Annotated in this window: 8 protein-coding genes; 1 reads left to right on the top strand and 7 read right to left on the bottom strand. The window is 35.2% G+C overall.

The features are described from left to right. From ACODR7_RS19285 to ACODR7_RS19265, 5 genes are all read right to left on the bottom strand, one after another. Positions 1–2,880: RICIN domain-containing protein (locus ACODR7_RS19285; RefSeq protein ID WP_488841630.1), on the bottom strand; the 2,880-nt coding region annotated here is incomplete at its 3' end. 157 nt (positions 2,881–3,037) lie between these two features. Then, the gene (locus tag ACODR7_RS19280; protein WP_488841628.1) at positions 3,038–4,690 is read right to left on the bottom strand and encodes a RagB/SusD family nutrient uptake outer membrane protein; all 1,653 of its coding nucleotides are present in this window, start codon (positions 4,688–4,690) and stop codon (positions 3,038–3,040) included. Between the two features lie 19 nt (positions 4,691–4,709). After that, entirely contained in the window at positions 4,710–7,601 is a 2,892-nt protein-coding gene (locus ACODR7_RS19275; protein ID WP_488841626.1) for a SusC/RagA family TonB-linked outer membrane protein, read from the bottom strand. Positions 7,602–8,622: 1,021 nt separating this feature from the next. Further along, positions 8,623–10,551: a glucosamine-6-phosphate deaminase gene (gene nagB / locus ACODR7_RS19270; protein WP_488841624.1), complete on the bottom strand. Its 1,929-nt coding sequence runs from the start codon at positions 10,549–10,551 to the stop codon at positions 8,623–8,625. A gap of 93 nt (positions 10,552–10,644) precedes the next feature. Further along, positions 10,645–11,559 carry a nucleotidyltransferase family protein gene (locus ACODR7_RS19265; RefSeq protein ID WP_488841622.1) on the bottom strand — a complete coding sequence of 305 codons (915 nt, stop codon included), beginning with the start codon at positions 11,557–11,559 and terminating at the stop codon, positions 10,645–10,647. A 1,101-nt stretch (positions 11,560–12,660) separates the two neighbouring features. On the opposite strand from ACODR7_RS19265, the gene ACODR7_RS19260 reads away from it, so the two are divergent. Beyond that, complete coding sequence (locus tag ACODR7_RS19260; RefSeq protein ID WP_488841620.1) at positions 12,661–15,780, top strand: M60 family metallopeptidase; 3,120 nt, start codon at positions 12,661–12,663, stop codon at positions 15,778–15,780. 196 nt (positions 15,781–15,976) lie between these two features. Here the strand turns inward: ACODR7_RS19260 and ACODR7_RS19255 are convergent, their stop codons facing one another. Together ACODR7_RS19255 and ACODR7_RS19250 are read right to left on the bottom strand one after the other, a co-directional pair. Further along, positions 15,977–16,738, bottom strand: a complete 762-nt coding sequence (locus ACODR7_RS19255) for a LytR/AlgR family response regulator transcription factor (RefSeq protein WP_488841618.1) — start codon at positions 16,736–16,738, stop codon at positions 15,977–15,979. A gap of 79 nt (positions 16,739–16,817) precedes the next feature. Beyond that, complete coding sequence (locus tag ACODR7_RS19250) at positions 16,818–18,134, bottom strand: RagB/SusD family nutrient uptake outer membrane protein (protein ID WP_488841616.1); 1,317 nt, start codon at positions 18,132–18,134, stop codon at positions 16,818–16,820. Position 18,135: the final 1 nt, after the last annotated feature.

Here is an 18,135-nt window from a genome sequence, read left to right as displayed (position 1 = left end):
CAGTTTGTTGCTATTCTTATTAATTATTTTATAATTTCCTCCTGTTTGAGACAATTTCCATTTCTGGCTGTTGCTCCCCATATAGTCCGATTGAATCAGTTGCGCTCCATCAGCCAAAGCCCCGGAATATATATCAAGAGATTTCCCGCTTGCACGGTTTACAATTCTATAATCTTTAGCCGGATTAAGAAGAATTTGAGCACATTGATTATTTACTTCAATAAAATTATTTAATGTCTGTGTACTGGTACCGTACTGATCTGTGACGGTTAATGTTACAGAATAAAACCCATTCGGAGCATTTTTATAAGATACTACCGGATTTTCTAATGATGAAGTGGGGGGAGTGGCACCAGGAAAGCTCCATTGCCATGTTGCACTGGCATTACGTACAACTGAATAATCTTTAAACTGGACTTTCTCTATAACCGGGCAGCTAATTTTATTGTTTCCAACTGATATTAAAGCATCAGGAGGGCTTATCTCATATAAAGTATGCTCAAATGCACCTCTGGATGTTCCTATTTTTAACTTATTTTCATTATAATTAATAAACATAAATCGTACATCACACATAGGAAGACCATTACCCAGCAGCACCCAATTATTCATATTGTTATTCCTGTAAAACACTCCTGCTTTATTGCCTACATATACTCCGCCGTTAGACCCTCTTTGGAAAATAATTTTTGTAAGAGGAGATGAAGTTAATACTGAGGATGTAAGGTTGGACCAGGTTGCTCCGCCATCATTAGATTTTAATACCTTACAATCTGACTGAACTCCACTATACGTGACCCAGATTTCATTAGCGTTACCATCCCCAATAGCAATATCTGATATATTTTTGGGACCTGATGTAATGGCGGTATTGGGTGTGATGTCGGTCCAAGTGGCTCCTTCGTCTGTAGTTTTCCAAAGCTTATTATTGGTAATACCTTCTACAACAATCATTATATTTGGATTCTTAGCAGAAATTTTTTCTCTGAAAACTTTTTGATTAAAAGTCTTAACAATAGAAATGCTGTTTCCATTATCTTCGGTTTTGATAAGAGAGTTTTTCCATGTTGCGAGATTAGGATTTCCAACCGGATATTGAGCTGCATGATGCGTAATAATGGTGTAATATTTATTAGGATGAAATTCTATAGAATTGAAATAATCATAGATGCCTCCCAAATCTAAAAAATTAGATTCCTCTATTAAAGTATGTACACCGGTTCTGAAATAACGGTAATTACTATATCCCTGGCTGTAAATATAACGATCATCCAAAGGATTTACATCTGTGTTTCCCTGATCAGCACCTGAACCATTGTACCATGTAAACCCATTAGCACTTTCTTTTATCATAACAGGGCCATGGTTATTTCCTGATGCAACTAAATTACTTTTAAATGCACTGCCAAATCCCCATAATTCATGATTACTGATACTATTGGTTTTTGTTGTCAAAGTATTTCCCAAATCATTAGAATCTGCCATTTCTCCATCACTTCCTACGATTAACTTTCCATTCATAAAATCAATGCTCCTGAAATCATGATGAGTAGTTCCTGAGGATACTGAAAATGAAACACCATTGTTTGTAGAAATGTGTATTTTTTGATTTCCAACACTCCCATAAGCAATTTTTTTTTCATCGCGACGATCCATCTGGATATCTCCGTGGTGTAATACCGGATCATGATTATATGGGTCTCCAATACCGGAAATCATATTGGTTCTGGTAAGCTCTACATTTCCTGTTAATTTATTTAATTTATATAATTGAACTGCATTATGACTATAAGCACTCGACCCTGTTCCTACCGCTACATAGAATGATGACGCATTATTAGTAGGTAAAAAAACTTTCGCCCACCCGATGATTTGACCATTTGAGGAAGCACTTAGTGTGGTAGAATTCAATTGGGAAAAACTCGCTCCCTGATCCGCAGATTTATAAATTTTGAAAACATTATTATTGGAAGTACTCGCAAAATAAACCGAATTACTATTATTGGGATCCCATTCCAAACATTCACTGTGTATGGATGAGTCCCATATTTCATAATTAGGAAGCCCAGTATAAACTTCATTCCAAGAGTTCCCCCCATTGATTGTGCGATAAAGCGATGTTCCCCAACGAACAACTACAATATCAGGATTTATGGGTGAAACGGCAATATCATATGCTTTGCCCGGATAATTATTAGCAGTCATATTCGTTGTAAGCCAATTAAGACCTCCGTCGGTGGATTTAATAAGCTGTTTATCACTTAATGCATAAACAATTTGCGGATTGGAGATACACACATCTATATCATTATATTTAGAATCAGGGAAACCATTATCAACCAAATTCCAGGTTGAGCCCCCATCCACTGTACGCCATAACCCGCCAGTGGTAAAAGATACAAATACCTTCTGAGGACTGGTAGGATCCATTCTATTTAAATATACATACCCACCATGGTTTCCAACACTTGAATAGGATGTAGTAGCACTGTTCAGTGGACCGATCATAGACCAGCTTCCCACTTGAGTCTGCGTATTTGTTAATAGTGTATTCTTAATTTTTGAATTGTTTATTAACAAAGGTTCCGGAACTACTTTTCCTTTTTCATCCAAATAAAACAGCTTCGTTCTAAGCCAGTCTTCACCAAGACTTCTTGGTCTGCTTTTTTCCCATCTGTGGTTTCCAAAATACTTGTCAAAATTCGATTTAACTTTAAAGTAGTCTGCATAATCTTTCATTTCTGAAAACCAGGGCATAGACTTATGTTTAATTTCATATTCTATATCTTCTTCTTCCACTATAGCTTTTTTTGAAGAAAAATCTTGGGCTTTGTAAATCGTAGATATAAATAATATTAACAAAAATAATTTGTTTTTCATACAGTGTTTATTTAATTAAAAGACAAGTGAATACCTGTTTTACATCTTTCATTTAAAGATTGTCTAATGGTATCATTGATTTCATCAGCCCTATTGGGAGTCCAAAACTATAGCTTTAAAATAAAGGCAAATGCTTGCTTCTCATCTTTTATGTATATTAATATCCTTTTGCCGCCTGAGCTTCTTTTAATTTTGGATTTAAATCCACCGCAGTCTGAGGGTAAGGGAATCTGTAAAACTTATCATTCCATACTCTTTTTGCAACCTGTGTATTGGTAATGTCATAAATGGTTTTCATTACATTTGGGGCAATCTTCCATCTTCTGATATCATAGAATCTGTGTCCTTCATTCGCTAACTCTATTCTTCTTTCATTTCTAATAATATCCCTCAAAGTTTGCTTGGTCTGTGTTCTGCTAATTGCTGGCATCCCTACTCTACTTCTGATTTTGTCTAGTGCATCATAAATAGAGGCATCCGGCCCATACAATTCATTTTTTGCTTCAGCATAGGTAAGTAATACCTCTGCATAGCGAATCAGCATAAAATTATTACTTGCCATTATGTTTTCATCTAATGAGTTATAATCAGCCATTTTTTTGTAGTTATAGCCAATTTTCGATGTATTGTTTCCTCCTTTGCTCCATGTGAAGAGCTGGCTTGTTCCAAACCCCTTCAGGTAAGACCAAGGCCCATTGGGGTGCATAATACTTGCATATAAACGGGTATCTCTATTTTTAAACTCGTCCAGATAGGCATCATTTGGATTTCCATCATTATAGTTTGAAGCTCTTACAGCATCAGAAGGGGGTGTAAATGCCGTTCCATCTTTATTCCAATAGGCATTTACCAAATCAATTGTTGGGGTTATAGAGCTCCATCCACTCTCTTCATTGGGCAATAGGAGAAGGGTCATGGAATTGCTGTATGTTCCTTTTGAGTCCGGTACATATTGAGCTTCTAAAATTGATTCTATACTGCCCTCATTTTTTGCCCAGAATAACGCCTGATAATTACTTAAACCTTTGTAAAAATTATCTTTATCTGTGGCAGAAGTAAAGGTAACAAAGCTGTCATAGTCTGTACTTGTATCTACTGAAGCCATATTAAAAAGGCTGTACGTTCCGGAGTTCATTACAGATTGAGCAGCCTCGTAAGCTTCTTTGTATTTTCCTGTGTATAAATATACTCTTGCCTTAAATGCCAATACGGCACCTTTTGTTATTCTACCCTTATCCTGACCAGAGGTATAGGTAATTGGTAAATCATTTTCTATAGCACTCAATTCACTGGTCACAAAATTATCAATTTCAGCTTCAGAAACAGGGGTAAGGGAAGCATCATCTAATTCACCTGATTTTTGCACGAGTGGAAGCGCTCCAAAATACTGAGATAAATCAAAATAATTGAAAGCTCTTATAAATCTGGCTTCTGCTTTATATCTACCTGCTAAATTTTTGTCCATGGGAATCTTATCAATATTCTCTAAGAAGGTATTTACCTTTCTAATGGTAGTAAAGTCATATCCGAAATCTGTAGAAGGTAGAATGTCTCCTGCAGAAGCGTTTACTGCGTTTGTTTCCCAGGGATATTGAGCATATGAATTATCGGTAAAGCTATCGTTGTATAAGCTGCTATAAGCTGCGCCAGACAAATATGCATAAATGCCGTTTAATGCCATGGTAGCATCTTTTTCAGTTTTCCAAAATGTATCTTCTGATATTTTGTCTTCCGGAAACCTATCTAAATTGCAAGAACTAGTCACTACAGTTAGGGAAACTGATAGTAATATAATTTTTATTTTTTTCATTTTTTAGATTTTTATTAAATTAAAAAGTTGCATTTATACCAAATGATATGGTTTTTAAGTTTGGATATGTGGAACGGGCACTTGCCATTTCAGGATCAAAATCTTTTACTCTTTTGTCTCCTCTGAACGTAAAATAATTTTCTAAGTTGGCATATATTCTGAATTTTTTCAATCCTATCCGGCTAACGGTTTCCTGAGGAATGGAATATCCTAAAGTAACAGACTTAATTCTAAAGTAACTGGCATCAAAAAGCCAAAAATCTGAAGCAACACCAATATTCTGAACACCTCCTCCAGATGGCAGTATCCTGGGATACAAGGCATTAGGATTTGGATTTTCCGGAGTCCATCTATTATCTGATACATATTGCTTTGCACCTGCCCCATTGAAAAATGCCTGAGAAGATTCTTTATCCAGATATACCTGAACATTCGTTACCCCCTGCCCTACTATGTTAAGATCAAAATTCTTATATCTGCCTCCTATGCTTAGCCCATAGGTAAAACTTGGAACATCATTTCCTATAACTGTTCTATCATTCTCATTAACAACTCCATCTCCATTTATATCCACATACTTTATATCCCCAGCCTGAGAAGAGCTGTATAATTTTGGATAATTATTATTAATATCCTCCTGGGTTAAGAGACCAGCAGTTTTGTATCCGTAGAAATCACCAATTGAACCTCCTACTTGTGTTATCCAGTTATCTTTATACAGAGGTTTGCTATTGACAAGTGAAAGAACTTCATTACGGTTTTTAGCAAAATTAGCATTGATATAAAAGTCCCCATTTTCAAAATTCTTATTGTATCCCAAAGTAATTTCTATTCCTTTATTTGCCACATCACCCGCATTTATCGGAGGCGTTTGGTTTTTTTCAGGATCGCTGTCCATAATTACCCCTGTTTCATATTGCAATTGATTGTTCATTAAAGCCCCTTTTGTAAGACGGTTATATACATCTACCGAGAAAGTGAAAGTATTATTGAATAGAGATCCATCCAGTCCTATATTTTTAGTAACAATTGTTTCCCAGCCTATATCCGAAAAGCCAAGCTTGCCCGGTACCACTGCGCCAACTATAACATTTCCCAGAACTGTAGAATTACTATCCATATAGGTCTGGCTGTCATAATAACCGATGGTATTGATAGATCCGGCGCTACCATAAGAACCTCTCAATTTTAGTGTATTGATAAAATCCAGGTTTTTAATAAAATTCTCTTTATCTAACCTCCAGGAAGCCATAACTGCAGGAAAATACCCCCATCTGTTTTCCTTAGCAAAACGCGAAGATGCATCTGCCCTTATAATCCCTTCTAAAAAATATTTTTCCTGGTAATTATAATTGATACGCGCGAAAACAGACTGGAAAGCATACTGCTGGGTATTAGACTTCAATTCATCTAAGGTTCCATCAAGGGTAGAAAGAGCACTTAAAGAATGTAATCCATCTTTTGGTATATTAGATTTTCTACCCTCTATTATTCTACGTGTATAGTCTTCATAAGAAGCACCTCCCAACACTTTAAAATAATGTGATGATATTTTTTTTTCATAACCTACCAAAACCTGAGTATTAAGCAATTCATCAGATTCCCATTTTTCATGATAGTTATTAACTGCTCTTGCCGTTGCAGCAATAGGAACTTTAGTTAAAAAATTGTATACAGGGTTTAGTGTATTTGTAAATTCACCTAAACGATAGTTCCAGTTTGAATAGCTGATTTGGGCATCTATATTTAATCCTTTTACAGGAGTATAGCTGGTGGATAATGCTCCCATAAATTTCTGATCATTTGACTTGGAATCTCCTCCTTCTATGTTATTTCTTACAGGGTTGGTATTCGCAAATGTGTTATCTACTTTACCCGCATTTATAGATCCCCACCATCCGTTGGATTGCCTTAATGCCATAGTAGGAGTTATTCTTGCCAGTTCTCCAGTATTAATATCATCTCCCCGATCATTAACCATTTGTTTGATAAACGATATATTAGAATTGACGGTAAATTTTTCACTTAATTTAGAGGAGGTATTTGCCCTGAAAGAATATCTGTCCATACCTTTTGTAGGGGATAGAGACTCCTGTTTCAGATACCCTAAACTTGCGAAATAACGAATTTTATCTCCCCCTGATACGTTAATCTCATTATTTAGGAGATTTGCCATTTTTCTATAAGTGGCTTTATACCAGTCTGTGTTAGGATATCTATCCGGGTCTGTACCAGCAGCTGTAAGATCTATTTGGTCCTGCTTGTATTGAGAAAAATGACCGACACTATTATCCGCGTTGAAATATGCTTCATTTTTTAGTTTCATATATTCAACAGCATCTACATACTTGGGTAAATAAGTGGGTGTCTGATAGGCATTATACATATTATAACCTATGCTCATCTTCCCTCCGCCGCCTTTTTTGGTCTCAACAAGAATGACACCATAACCAGCTCTTGTACCATAGATCGCTGCTGCTGCATCTTTTAATATGCTTATGTTTTCAACATCAGCCGGACTCAGCCTGGAAAAGTCTGCAGCACTAGAGAGAATACCATCTATAATATAAAGTGGTGAATTACCCGCAACACTTCTTCCCCTTACATTTAAGTCAGGTACAGAACCTACATCTCCTAATTTAGACTTAATTGTAACTCCGGGTAAAGCACCTTGTATACTCGCTGCTAAGCTTGTTGTTGGGCGGTCCTGCAGTATCTTTTTATCAACAGAAGCAATAGATCCGGAAACAGTTCCTTTTTTCTGTTTTCCATATCCTACCAAAACAATTTCTTCCACATCTTTTACTTTTTTAGTGATAGAGTCTGAAGGTTTGTTTTTAGTTTTCTGTGCATCCACTAATGTTATAGATGACATTAGAAGTGCACCCAAAATAATAGTTTTTTTCTTCATATTTTATTAACTTTATTAAAATGTTATTCTATTTAAGGGTAGTTGGCTTCTTACCAATCTTTTTTATAAATAAGATATGATAAGAAAATTCTAAAGGTTTTATATTACTCTTTGCTCTTCAAATTCTATAGAAACAAATGACTTTTTCAGTACTGTTTTCACATTTAAATACAATTGTTTCTATTTTTTCGTTTGTTCCAGCATAATTGGAAAATATGGAAAAGGAAACCTCCTGATGATCCACAAATACTCTATCTATTTTCTTCTTATTTTGTTTGATTGCCAGTCTTGTTTGAGTGTGAACTAACTATTGCTATAACATTAACTCTATGTTACTCAAATGTAGAGTTTTACCCCATATCTCCATACTGGTAGCCACCAGTTTTTGTCCCTTTACCACCAGTTTGAAAAGTATTTGAGTAGGTTTGATCCTATAGGTTGGGGTATGATTTTCAGACTTTACTTCATTCTTTTCTCCTTTTTGAGAAAAAACCCGTTTAGCTTATTATTTTTTTAAAGCATAAAATAATAATGGGCGGAAAAAATCCACCCATGACTGCTTTCTGTACTGGTCAAAAAAAATTGTATCAGTAAAGAAATTAAATATATATTAAATTTGATTTAGAGATTTATATTTGTGAAGAATTACGTCCTATCAAAGCATAAACAGAATGTAAAAAATTTAGAGTTCAATTACGAACAACTTTGCAAACAGCCTAAAATATCTGCAATGTATTCTTGAAATACAGGCATAATACTTCCTTCACAAACCTTTAGGAAGTGAATTTCTTCTACAGAATTTACTGCATCTAAAAAACTTTGAGCTTTTTGTTTACGCTGTTTATTGCTAAATTCAGAACTTGCTGAATATGAATATCAAAAATGTCTGCCCGGGTTTCATATTTTCCCAATTGCCTACCTCAGCAAAATTAAAATATTCTTTTGTGTAATTTATAAAACTTCAACGCTGTCTTTTATTGTGAGAAAATATCCTTTTTGATTAAGAAAATTGCTTGATTTTTTAGAATTCCCACCTTACAAAAGCTTCCATGGCAGCATAGGTGGCAAGTCCCATTTTATGATAAGTCTCTGCTGTTTCTCTGTTTCTTTCTTCTGCTCTTTGCCAGAATTCTCTCATATCTGTTCCCTGGAATACGACTCCATCTTTTTGAGATTGATGCTTGAAAATTCCATAGCGCTTTTCCAAAATTTGGTCCGGGCTTAGGGGTACTGCCATTTCTATTTCTTCTATAGACCACTCTTTCCATGCTCCTCTATACAACCATAACCAACAATCTTTCATGTATTCCTTCGGTTTTAAATTTTTAACAGATTCGAAAATAGCATCTAAACATACTTTGTGCGTTCCATGAGGATCTGCTAAATCACCAGCTGCATATATTTGATGGGGTTTTACTTTGTCTATTATATCTGTTACAATTTCTATGTCTTCTTTGCTCAATGGTTTTTTTTCTATTCTGCCTGTTTCATAGAAGGGCATTTCCAAAAAATGAATCCGGCTGTCTGGTATTCCCACGAAATAGCAGGTAGATCTTGCTTCTCCTTTTCTTATTAAGCCCTTTATATGTCTTACTTCAGGAATGTCTATATCGCTATTTTTCTTATTCTGTAAAAATCTGACTGCTTTTTCAAAAATCTTTTTCGCTTCACCATTTTCTATACCAAACATTTCATTGTAATCACACACAAAATTTGCAAAACGCAATGCTTCAGAATCTGCTACAGCTATATTTCCAGAGGTTTGATAGGCTACATGAACTTCATGCCCCTGCTGATGTAGTCTTATGAAAGTTCCGCCCATACTGATAATATCATCATCCGGATGCGGACTGAATATAAGAACTCTTTTCTTAGCCGGGGTTTTTCTCTCCGGTCTATTAGTATCATCTGCTCCTGGTTTACCTCCAGGCCAGCCAGTTATGGTATGTTGTAATTTATTAAAAATTTGGATATTGATATCGTATGCAGGCCCTTTATCTGCCAGCAAATCGCTCATTCCGTTTTCTATATAATCAGAATCGGTAAGCTTTAATATAGGTTTTTTTATTTTCTGGGCTAGTCCCAAAACGGCTTTTCGGGTCAATGCCTCCGTCCATTCTATTTTTTCTACCAGCCATGGAGTATTAATCCGGGTAAGTTTATGAGCTGCTCCCTGATCCAATACAAAAGCAGCGTTTTTATGTTCCTGCAGATAGGAAGCTGGCACCAGGTTGGTAACAGGCCCCTCTACAGACTCTTTTATAATATTTGATTTAGATTCACCCCACGCTAATAGTATGACTCTTTTCGCTTCCATTATTTTCTTTACTCCCAATGTAATAGCTGTTCTGGGAGTATTTGACAGTCCTAAAAACTCATTGCTTGCAGCTACTCTTGTGATATGATCTAATGCTACAAGACGGGTTTTGGAGTTTTGTAAGGAGCCTGATTCATTAAACCCGATATGACCATTACCGCCAATGCCTAGAATCTGCAGATCTATCCCGCCTAAAGCTTCTATTTTAAGTTCATATTCAGTACAATAGTCTGCTATTTCTTCTTTGGATAATGTTCCGTCAGGAATGTGATAGTTTTCAGGAAGAATATCTACTTTATCAAACAATAATTCTTTCATAAAACGGACATAACTATGTATGGAATCCGGTTCCATAGGATAATATTCGTCAAGGTTGAAAGTAACTACATTTTTGAAGCTCAAGCCTTCTTCTCTGTGCATACGTACCAATTCGGCATATAAACTCTTGGGAGAGGAACCTGTTGCCAGCCCTAAAATACAAGGTTGTTTTTGAGACTGCTTTACACGTATAAGATCTGAGATCTCTTTTGCCACAGATTTTGAAGCTGAAAGCGAATCCGTGAAAATAACTGTTTCTATTTTTTCAAATCTTTTTTCAAATCCTGTAGAGGAATCTATTGTGCTTTTTAACATATTAGTTTGGTTTTGGATAGTGCTAAAATTAAATTTATATATAGAATTTGTATTTCTAAATTTTTAATTAACTTTTTCAGTTATAAAATTAGATTATTCCCATAAATTTTCTGGATAAAGCTTCTTCATTCTTAATTCTGAAATATTTTTTTGTATAATTTTTTTATCTTCAGGATAGGTAACTCCAAACCACTTGTCGTTAGATTTCAGTAATTTTACGTTAACTTTTCCAGATGCTATACTGTCGGCAACCAAAGTGGGTAAATAGTATTCTGCTTTTAAACTCTGCTTGTTTTCTTCTAAAAAACGCTTAAAAGAATCACTGCCAAATTCAAAACATTTTGGTGTGAATCCCCAAAAATTCATTGATACGGTTACATCCTCTTCAATTGTTGTAAAGCTCTCATCTTCTTCTTTATACCTTAATCCGTTTTCATTTTTTTCTATATATGTTCTTTCTGTGACGTTTAATAAGTTTCCATTAAAATCTACATCACATATTCCCCGGGAGACATGGCCATGGTCTGAAACCGTATTTTTCAATAAATAACCTATCATGCTAAAATTATAAGAGTTGATATCTGTTTCTTTTAGAAAATCATACATCGTCATAAAGGCATCTCTCCCATAAAAATCATCGGCATTAATAATGGCAAAATTTTCGTGCACCACATCTTTAGTAAGTAATAATGCCTGCCCAGTACCCCATGGTTTGGTACGTTCTTTATTAAGGTATTTTTCTGGAACAGTATCTATTTCCTGAAATACATATTCTATTTCGGCTTTATTTTTTATTTTTTTCTCAAACATCTCTTTAAATTCTTTTTCAAAATTCTTACGAATGATGAAAACAAATTTCTTAAAACCTGCTTGCAATGCATCATATAAAGAAAAATCTATAATAGTATCTCCCTGTGGAGTAAATGTGTCTATCTGTTTGAGACTTCCGTATCTACTGCCCATTCCGGCTGCTAAAACTATTAATGTAGGTTGGTGATTTGTATTCATTTTTTTTAATGATGTTATTTAAATTTTTTAGTTTTATAAAATTCCCTCGCAGGTATTACCATAAAAACCTTGTAATTGAAAGCGTTACAAGCCCGATACTTTTATATCAAAACGATTGAATATAGAACGAAAGCTGAAATCCTCGTTTTGGGGGTTGGAAGATTGGGTACTATTCCACTTTCTATTATAGCTCGCTCAAGTATTTAGGTATATTTACCGGAAACCCTTCTTTTGTCAAAATTAAGAATTAAAACAACTATACAAATCCGTACCTACCTGTTTCTGAATGTTCACTACCGGTTGATTTGTTTTGTCCTGAAATAGGTTTATTAAACGACTAAAAAATCAATGTTTCGCTTAGTTCCACTACCGGACAACGGATCACTAATGATCTGGGTAATGTTTTTTTAAAAAAATACAGATAAAAAATCTGTTCATTGGGGAAGAGAACCTATAGAAAGAAAATAAAACATCTTATCCAATGGGGACAAAAAATAACTTCTCCGGATCAGACGCTAGAAGTATTTCTTCGAATAAAATTTTTTTGCTTTTCTTGAGCAGACTGTAAAAGTCCCTTGGTTTTTGATTCTGGAGAATTATTCGATTTTGAACCCGGGATTGTTTGGTAATCCTAAAATATAATGCATTCCTATTGAAATCGTCTTTCTTACAGGGTTTATTTTTAAGTTTCTTTTAATTTTTTTGTTATTTCTATTTACTTAATAAAGCTATTTCCAGACAAGTCAACTGGTAGTGAATATTTAAAAACAGGTAGGGATCAGTTTGTTAAATTACTTAAATTCTTAATTTTGAAAGAAGGCTTTCTGTATAAATGTACCACAAACTAAAAATAGGAATGCAATGAGAGTATTACCTGTAAAAAAGCCTTTTTGAGGATAACGTTTTGAGCTATTAAAGTATTTTTTACCATTACCGTAAATAGTACATAAGTAATGTTCGGGAAGATGATTGAATACAACTATTATCCAAAAACAAGTCAAAGCTGGATGTATCCAGTGTAGATTTAAATGGCAGCTATACTCCTGTAAGATATTAATACCTTATCATTTTATTATTTTTTTAATCAAAAATTTACACCAAATGAAAAACAATTATTTTATTCTTTTATTTCTGTTCTTTTTACAGACAGTTTTTGCACAGCAATATAAGATGCCTGTGGCTTATGCAAATTCGTTACAGCCTGCACAAGCCGGACAGGAAGCCGGACAGAGTATTGATAATAATGTGAATACTCTTTATCATTCTCAGTATAATTTGAGCACAGCACTTCCGGACCAGTTAAATTTCAGGTTTTCCAACCGGGTAAAAAGTGTAAAAAGGTTAGTATACAAGCCTAGAACAACAGGTCCTAACGGAATCTGGACGAGTGTGAAAATTTCTTATTCTACACAATCCGATCCTACAGTCTTTATAACAGCAACCGGAGTTATTTCCTGGGCAGCGGATAATACGGCTAAAACAATAGACTTGCCAACAGCAATTGTTCATCCGGGTGTTATCAGGGTTGATGTACTGAGTGCTCAAAATAATTTTTCAAGTTGTGCCGAGATGGAGTTTTATTCTACAGAGCAGATGGATCCTGTACAGACAGAATGTACACTGCCAACCAATGAGTTTTCAGCTTATGCGGATATCCCTGTATTGCCTCAGGTGGCAGGATCTTCGGCTTCAAGTTTTCAACCGGGAGAAAATATTGAAAATTCCTTTGATGGCGACGTAAGTACGCTATATCATTGTGATTGGAATGCTACCGCAGCCACTTTTCCTATTTCTCTGATTTATAAGTTTGATGGGCAGACAGCTATGAATTATTTAAGGTATACACCAAGACAGGATGGTGGGCCAAACGGACTTTTCGGAAATATAAAAATAAGTTATAATACCATTTCTAATCCTGCTTACGTTACTATTTCTACTCAGAATTTCGGGCAGACCTCTGCCATAAAAACCGTAAACTTCCCCTCCGCAATTACACCTTTAAATATAAAAATTGAAGTTCTTGATGGTAAAAATAACTTTGCAAGCTGTGCCGAAATGGAATTTTTTCAGACCAGCTCCAATATTTTTAATCCTTCAGCTTATTTAAACATTTTTAATGATCCTATTCTCAGTACTTTAAAACCAACTGTAACCCAGCAGGATATTGATGCCATTTCCTCACCTTTCATGAAAGGATTAGCTCAGTGTTTATTTAATAATACCTACAACAGAAAATACAGGGTTCAGACTTTCACGGCATATAAAACAACTGAATCTATAAACACCCAATATAAAACAGGGAATTATAACGGATATGAAAACCCAACAGGAATAGCATTTCAGCCTAATACCACTGCTATTGTTTTTGCTAAAGATATTACGGCAGCAAACAAAGTTTACTTAAAAATAAGAGATTTTGCTACTGAAGGGTCGTCTCCTGAAAAAACATATGAACTAAAAAATGGAATAAATATCCTTGCTGTTACTAATGCAGGGTTGGGGTATATTTCATATTACACTGATGATGTAAACGCTGCACCTGTAACTGTAAATATTACAGCAGGTATTGTAAATGGTATGTATAAGAAAGGTACAACGTCTGCAGAATGGGCAGAAATGCTGACGAATGATGTCTATCCGAAAATTGATATAGAAGGTTATTATACAAAACTGGTTACCAATAAGTCTGCGGTAAGCAATTTCCATTTCACCACCGCTCAGCCTCTGATAGATAAGTACGATGCAATTGCCAAGTCTGAGAGAGAAATGATGGGCTTCTTTAAATTCAATAAAAACTTTAAAAACAGGCAGCTTGTTTATATGGAATCTACAGGAGGATGGTTTGCAGGAGGTCTGGGAGTTCATTTAGATCTTACCTGGGGCCTGTCCAATTCAACCTCAGCACCAGGGCTGGATATCTGGGGTGTGGCACATGAATTAGGTCATATCAATCAGGTAAGACCAGGATTAAATTGGGTTGGAACAACAGAAATCACTAACAATTTATACTCATTATGGGCCTATTATAATATGTACTCACCAACAGGCAGCAACAGGTTTACAAGGCTGGAAGGTGAAATTGCCGATAAAACGGTATTTCCTAAAGTGGCAGGAAACAGATTTGGAGAAATTATTATTCAGACACAAATTAACGGGAAGAGTATTATGGATCAGTTCAGAACTGATTATGTGAATCCTGCTGACGCGAATTTCAGAAGCCTTATTCCGTTTTGGCAATTAGAATTGTATTATCAGTTGGCGGGTGCTTCAAAAAATGCTTCACCACTTGCATTTGATTCAGATATGTCTGATGAAGACACCCCTGTGGTTACCCCTGCAGTTCCAGGAGTAGATTATGCACATTGGTTTGCTACAGTAGCTGATAAAGTAAGAAATACAAATGAAACGCAGCTTACACAAGGACAATTGCTGATGAATTTTGTAAAAAACACCTGTGATGCCGTGCAGGAGGACCTTACAGATTTCTTCACAAGCACCGGTTTTTTAAAGCCAATTAATGCAACAATATCAGATTATACCAATAATCAAATGACAATTACGCAAAGCATGATTGATGATGTGAAAAGCTATGTCCTTGCAAAAGGATATGCTAAACCTGTATCTCCGGTGATCAATTATCTTTCAGCGAATAGTGTAAATGCATTCAGGAATATGCAGCCGGTTTCCGGAGTTACGGGTGTGGGTGCACAGATTACAACCAATGCGCAAGGACAGTTTTTATTGGTTGATAATTCTAAATGGAATAATGCTGTTGCCTTTGAAACCTATAATGCAAGTAATCAGCTAATCAGTGTTTCTATTGTAGGAACAGGAGATACTACACTGGCAACTACTTATGTAGATTATCCTGCCAACGCACTGAACGTGTATGCTGTGGGATATAATGGACAAAAAATACTGGTTTATCCAGCATTTACGCTAGCCACTGATCATATTAAAATAAATAACAATGAATTTAGTATATATCCGAATCCTTTAAAAAATGGACAAAAATTAGTTATTGATATTAAAAATTCAAGAGAAAATTTAAAAGCGGAATTATATGATATGACAGGAAAGTTATTTATTTCAGCAAAAGGCTCTTTAAATGATATTAATAAAGAAATTAATGATAAAATCCAAGGTTTGAAAACCGGAATGTATGTTATTTCAATAAATAAAGGAACCAATACCTATCAATCTAAGATTATTAAAGAATAACACCTGTATAAGTGTGACAGTCCCGAAAAAGGCTGACTAGTTGAATCATTCAAATATATTTATATCAGAATAGGAAAATTCCTATTCTGATTTTTTGTCTATTTTTAATTTCACGTTATCTTTCAATACAATGATTAAAAATAATCTTTGCTTGATATAATTAGAAAAAATTTATATGAATATTTTTAAGACGTAATCAGCTGTTCAGCCAGTTCAGGCATTCTGCAATCTGCATTTTACTGATAAAAATTTCTGCATTCACTTCGGGTTCGGGCGAGAGCCTAAGTTCTACTTTCTGACTGGAGTGTTTGATAATCTCAGAAACAGCTTCTTTATTAATGATAAACTTACGGTTTATTTTAAAGAAGATCTCCGGGTTAAGCTTCTGAATAATATCTTTAATGGTATCATCATAAATATAAGTCTGATGATCTTTTGTAGTAAGGAAAAGGTATTTTCCTGAGGCAAAAAAATAAGCCGTGTTATGTTCATCTATTGATTTAAGTTTATTTCCTTCTCTTACCATAAATCGTTTCATGATCTCTTCCTCTGCCCGGCGAAGTGATGAAATGGATTTAAGAACCGGTTCAGGATCAAAATTGTTTCTTATGGAGATAAATTTCTGTAACGCTTTATGCAGATCTTCTTCTTCAAAGGGCTTAAGAAGATAATCAATGGTAAAATGCCTGAAGACCCTCATGGCATATTCATCAAATGCTGTAATGAAAATAATGGGGGTAAAAAGTTCTACCTGCTCGAAAATTTCCAGGCTCATTCCATCTCCAAGATGAATATCCATAAAAATAAGATCTGCTGAATCTTTTTCAAAGAAATCAATTGCCTGTTTTTTGGAACGAAGAATAACAGTCTCTGTAACAGGGACTATGCTCTGTGTATCCAAAAGATTTTTCAGATAATTCACAGCCAGCAGCTCATCTTCTATAATGGCAATTTTCATAACGATGCAAAAGTACAAAAAAACCGCTGAAACAATTAAGTTCAAGCGGTTTCCTCTGTATTGAATTTGATATGAAGTTCTATAGATTAGGGTTATTCTTCTTCGCACTCATTGGAAATTCAATGGTATATCGCGGATCATTCTGCTGAAGAATATACTCTTTGCCACTGATGGTGTGGCTTATTTTTTTCTGATTTGCTCTTCTTAAGTCGAACCATCTTTGTCCTTCTAAAGCAAATTCTCTGAATCTCTCATCCAGAATAAAGTTCATAAATGCTGTAGAATCCATTGAGTTCACCGTATTTTGTACTGAAGTATATCCGTCCGGAGTATATCTGTTTTTTAATACTTTCAGAAGTGTTTCTTTCGCTTCTGCCAGTTTATTCAACTTTAATAATGCTTCAGATTTTATAAAGTACTGTTCAGCTGTTCTGAAAGACACCTTGAATTCTAAACTTCCCCCTTTGGTGATTTTATACTTACTACCATTTTTCTCAAAATACATGCCAAACCTTTTATCTGCAGTATTATAGGAAGAAATAAGTTCCGGAGATGCAAAAGATAAGTTCTTTATAGAATTATCCCATGTATTGTCCAGGGCCATGATAGATTCCGGGGAGGCGTAATGGTTGGGTGGTGTATTTACAATATTCAAATTACTTAAATCACCTTTTACCGCCAGTACCTGATCTGCATAGTTTAATGCTTTGGTCCAGTCTCCTTCATATAGAGCTGTTCTTGCTTCAAAAGCCAGCAATGCTGTTTTTGAGAACCTGTAGTTAACTCCTAATGGTTGCTTTTGCTCAACCATCAGATCTTCTGCTTTTTTGAGATCTGCATGAACCTGGGTATATACTTCCTGTACAGAAGATGGCTTCAATACCTGTTCAAGATCAATTTCAAGATTGATTGGAACTCCTCTGTCACCAGAAGCGGTAGCACTGTTGTAGGGTTTTCCGTACAGATTTACCATGTCAAAATACAAATACGCACGAAGCGCATAGGCTTCTGCTAAAATCTGATTCTTTTCAGGAGAATCCTGCATGGTTTTGCTTCCTTCATTAATGATCTGATTCAGGTAGAAGTTCACAGAATAAAAACTTACCCATGGAAATTCTGTAGATGCCGGATCGTTGTTAGCATCTTTCCACATTGCCATTTCACGGTAGGAAATAAAATCTGTAGAATTATCATCAATATTCACCTCATCGGTACGAAGAGCCACCAGTGATTTGTGAACAGGATATTTTGAATATGCGGATGTAAGTACTTTTCTATAATCTTCAGTAGTAGTAGGAATCACTTTTCCTTCAGGCTGAATATCTAAAAACCTGTCGCATCCGATACTGATAAAGCTGATTGCTGCAAGTGCTATGATTGCTGTAATTTTTCTCATT

The organism is Chryseobacterium sp. FG46 (assembly GCF_057809135.1).
This window is presented reverse-complemented; position numbering and strand designations above follow the sequence as displayed.

Excerpts from the sequence above, each read along its gene's own strand:
- ACODR7_RS19280 (WP_488841628.1), bottom strand. The coding sequence starts at position 4,690 with ATGAAAAAAATAAAAATTATATTACTATCAGTTTCCCTAACTGTAGTG.
- ACODR7_RS19275 (WP_488841626.1), bottom strand. The coding sequence starts at position 7,601 with ATGAAGAAAAAAACTATTATTTTGGGTGCACTTCTAATGTCATCTATA.
- nagB (WP_488841624.1), bottom strand. The coding sequence starts at position 10,551 with ATGTTAAAAAGCACAATAGATTCCTCTACAGGATTTGAAAAAAGATTT.
- ACODR7_RS19265 (WP_488841622.1), bottom strand. The coding sequence starts at position 11,559 with ATGAATACAAATCACCAACCTACATTAATAGTTTTAGCAGCCGGAATG.
- ACODR7_RS19260 (WP_488841620.1), top strand. The coding sequence starts at position 12,661 with ATGAAAAACAATTATTTTATTCTTTTATTTCTGTTCTTTTTACAGACA.
- ACODR7_RS19255 (WP_488841618.1), bottom strand. The coding sequence starts at position 16,738 with ATGAAAATTGCCATTATAGAAGATGAGCTGCTGGCTGTGAATTATCTG.
- ACODR7_RS19250 (WP_488841616.1), bottom strand. The coding sequence starts at position 18,134 with ATGAGAAAAATTACAGCAATCATAGCACTTGCAGCAATCAGCTTTATC.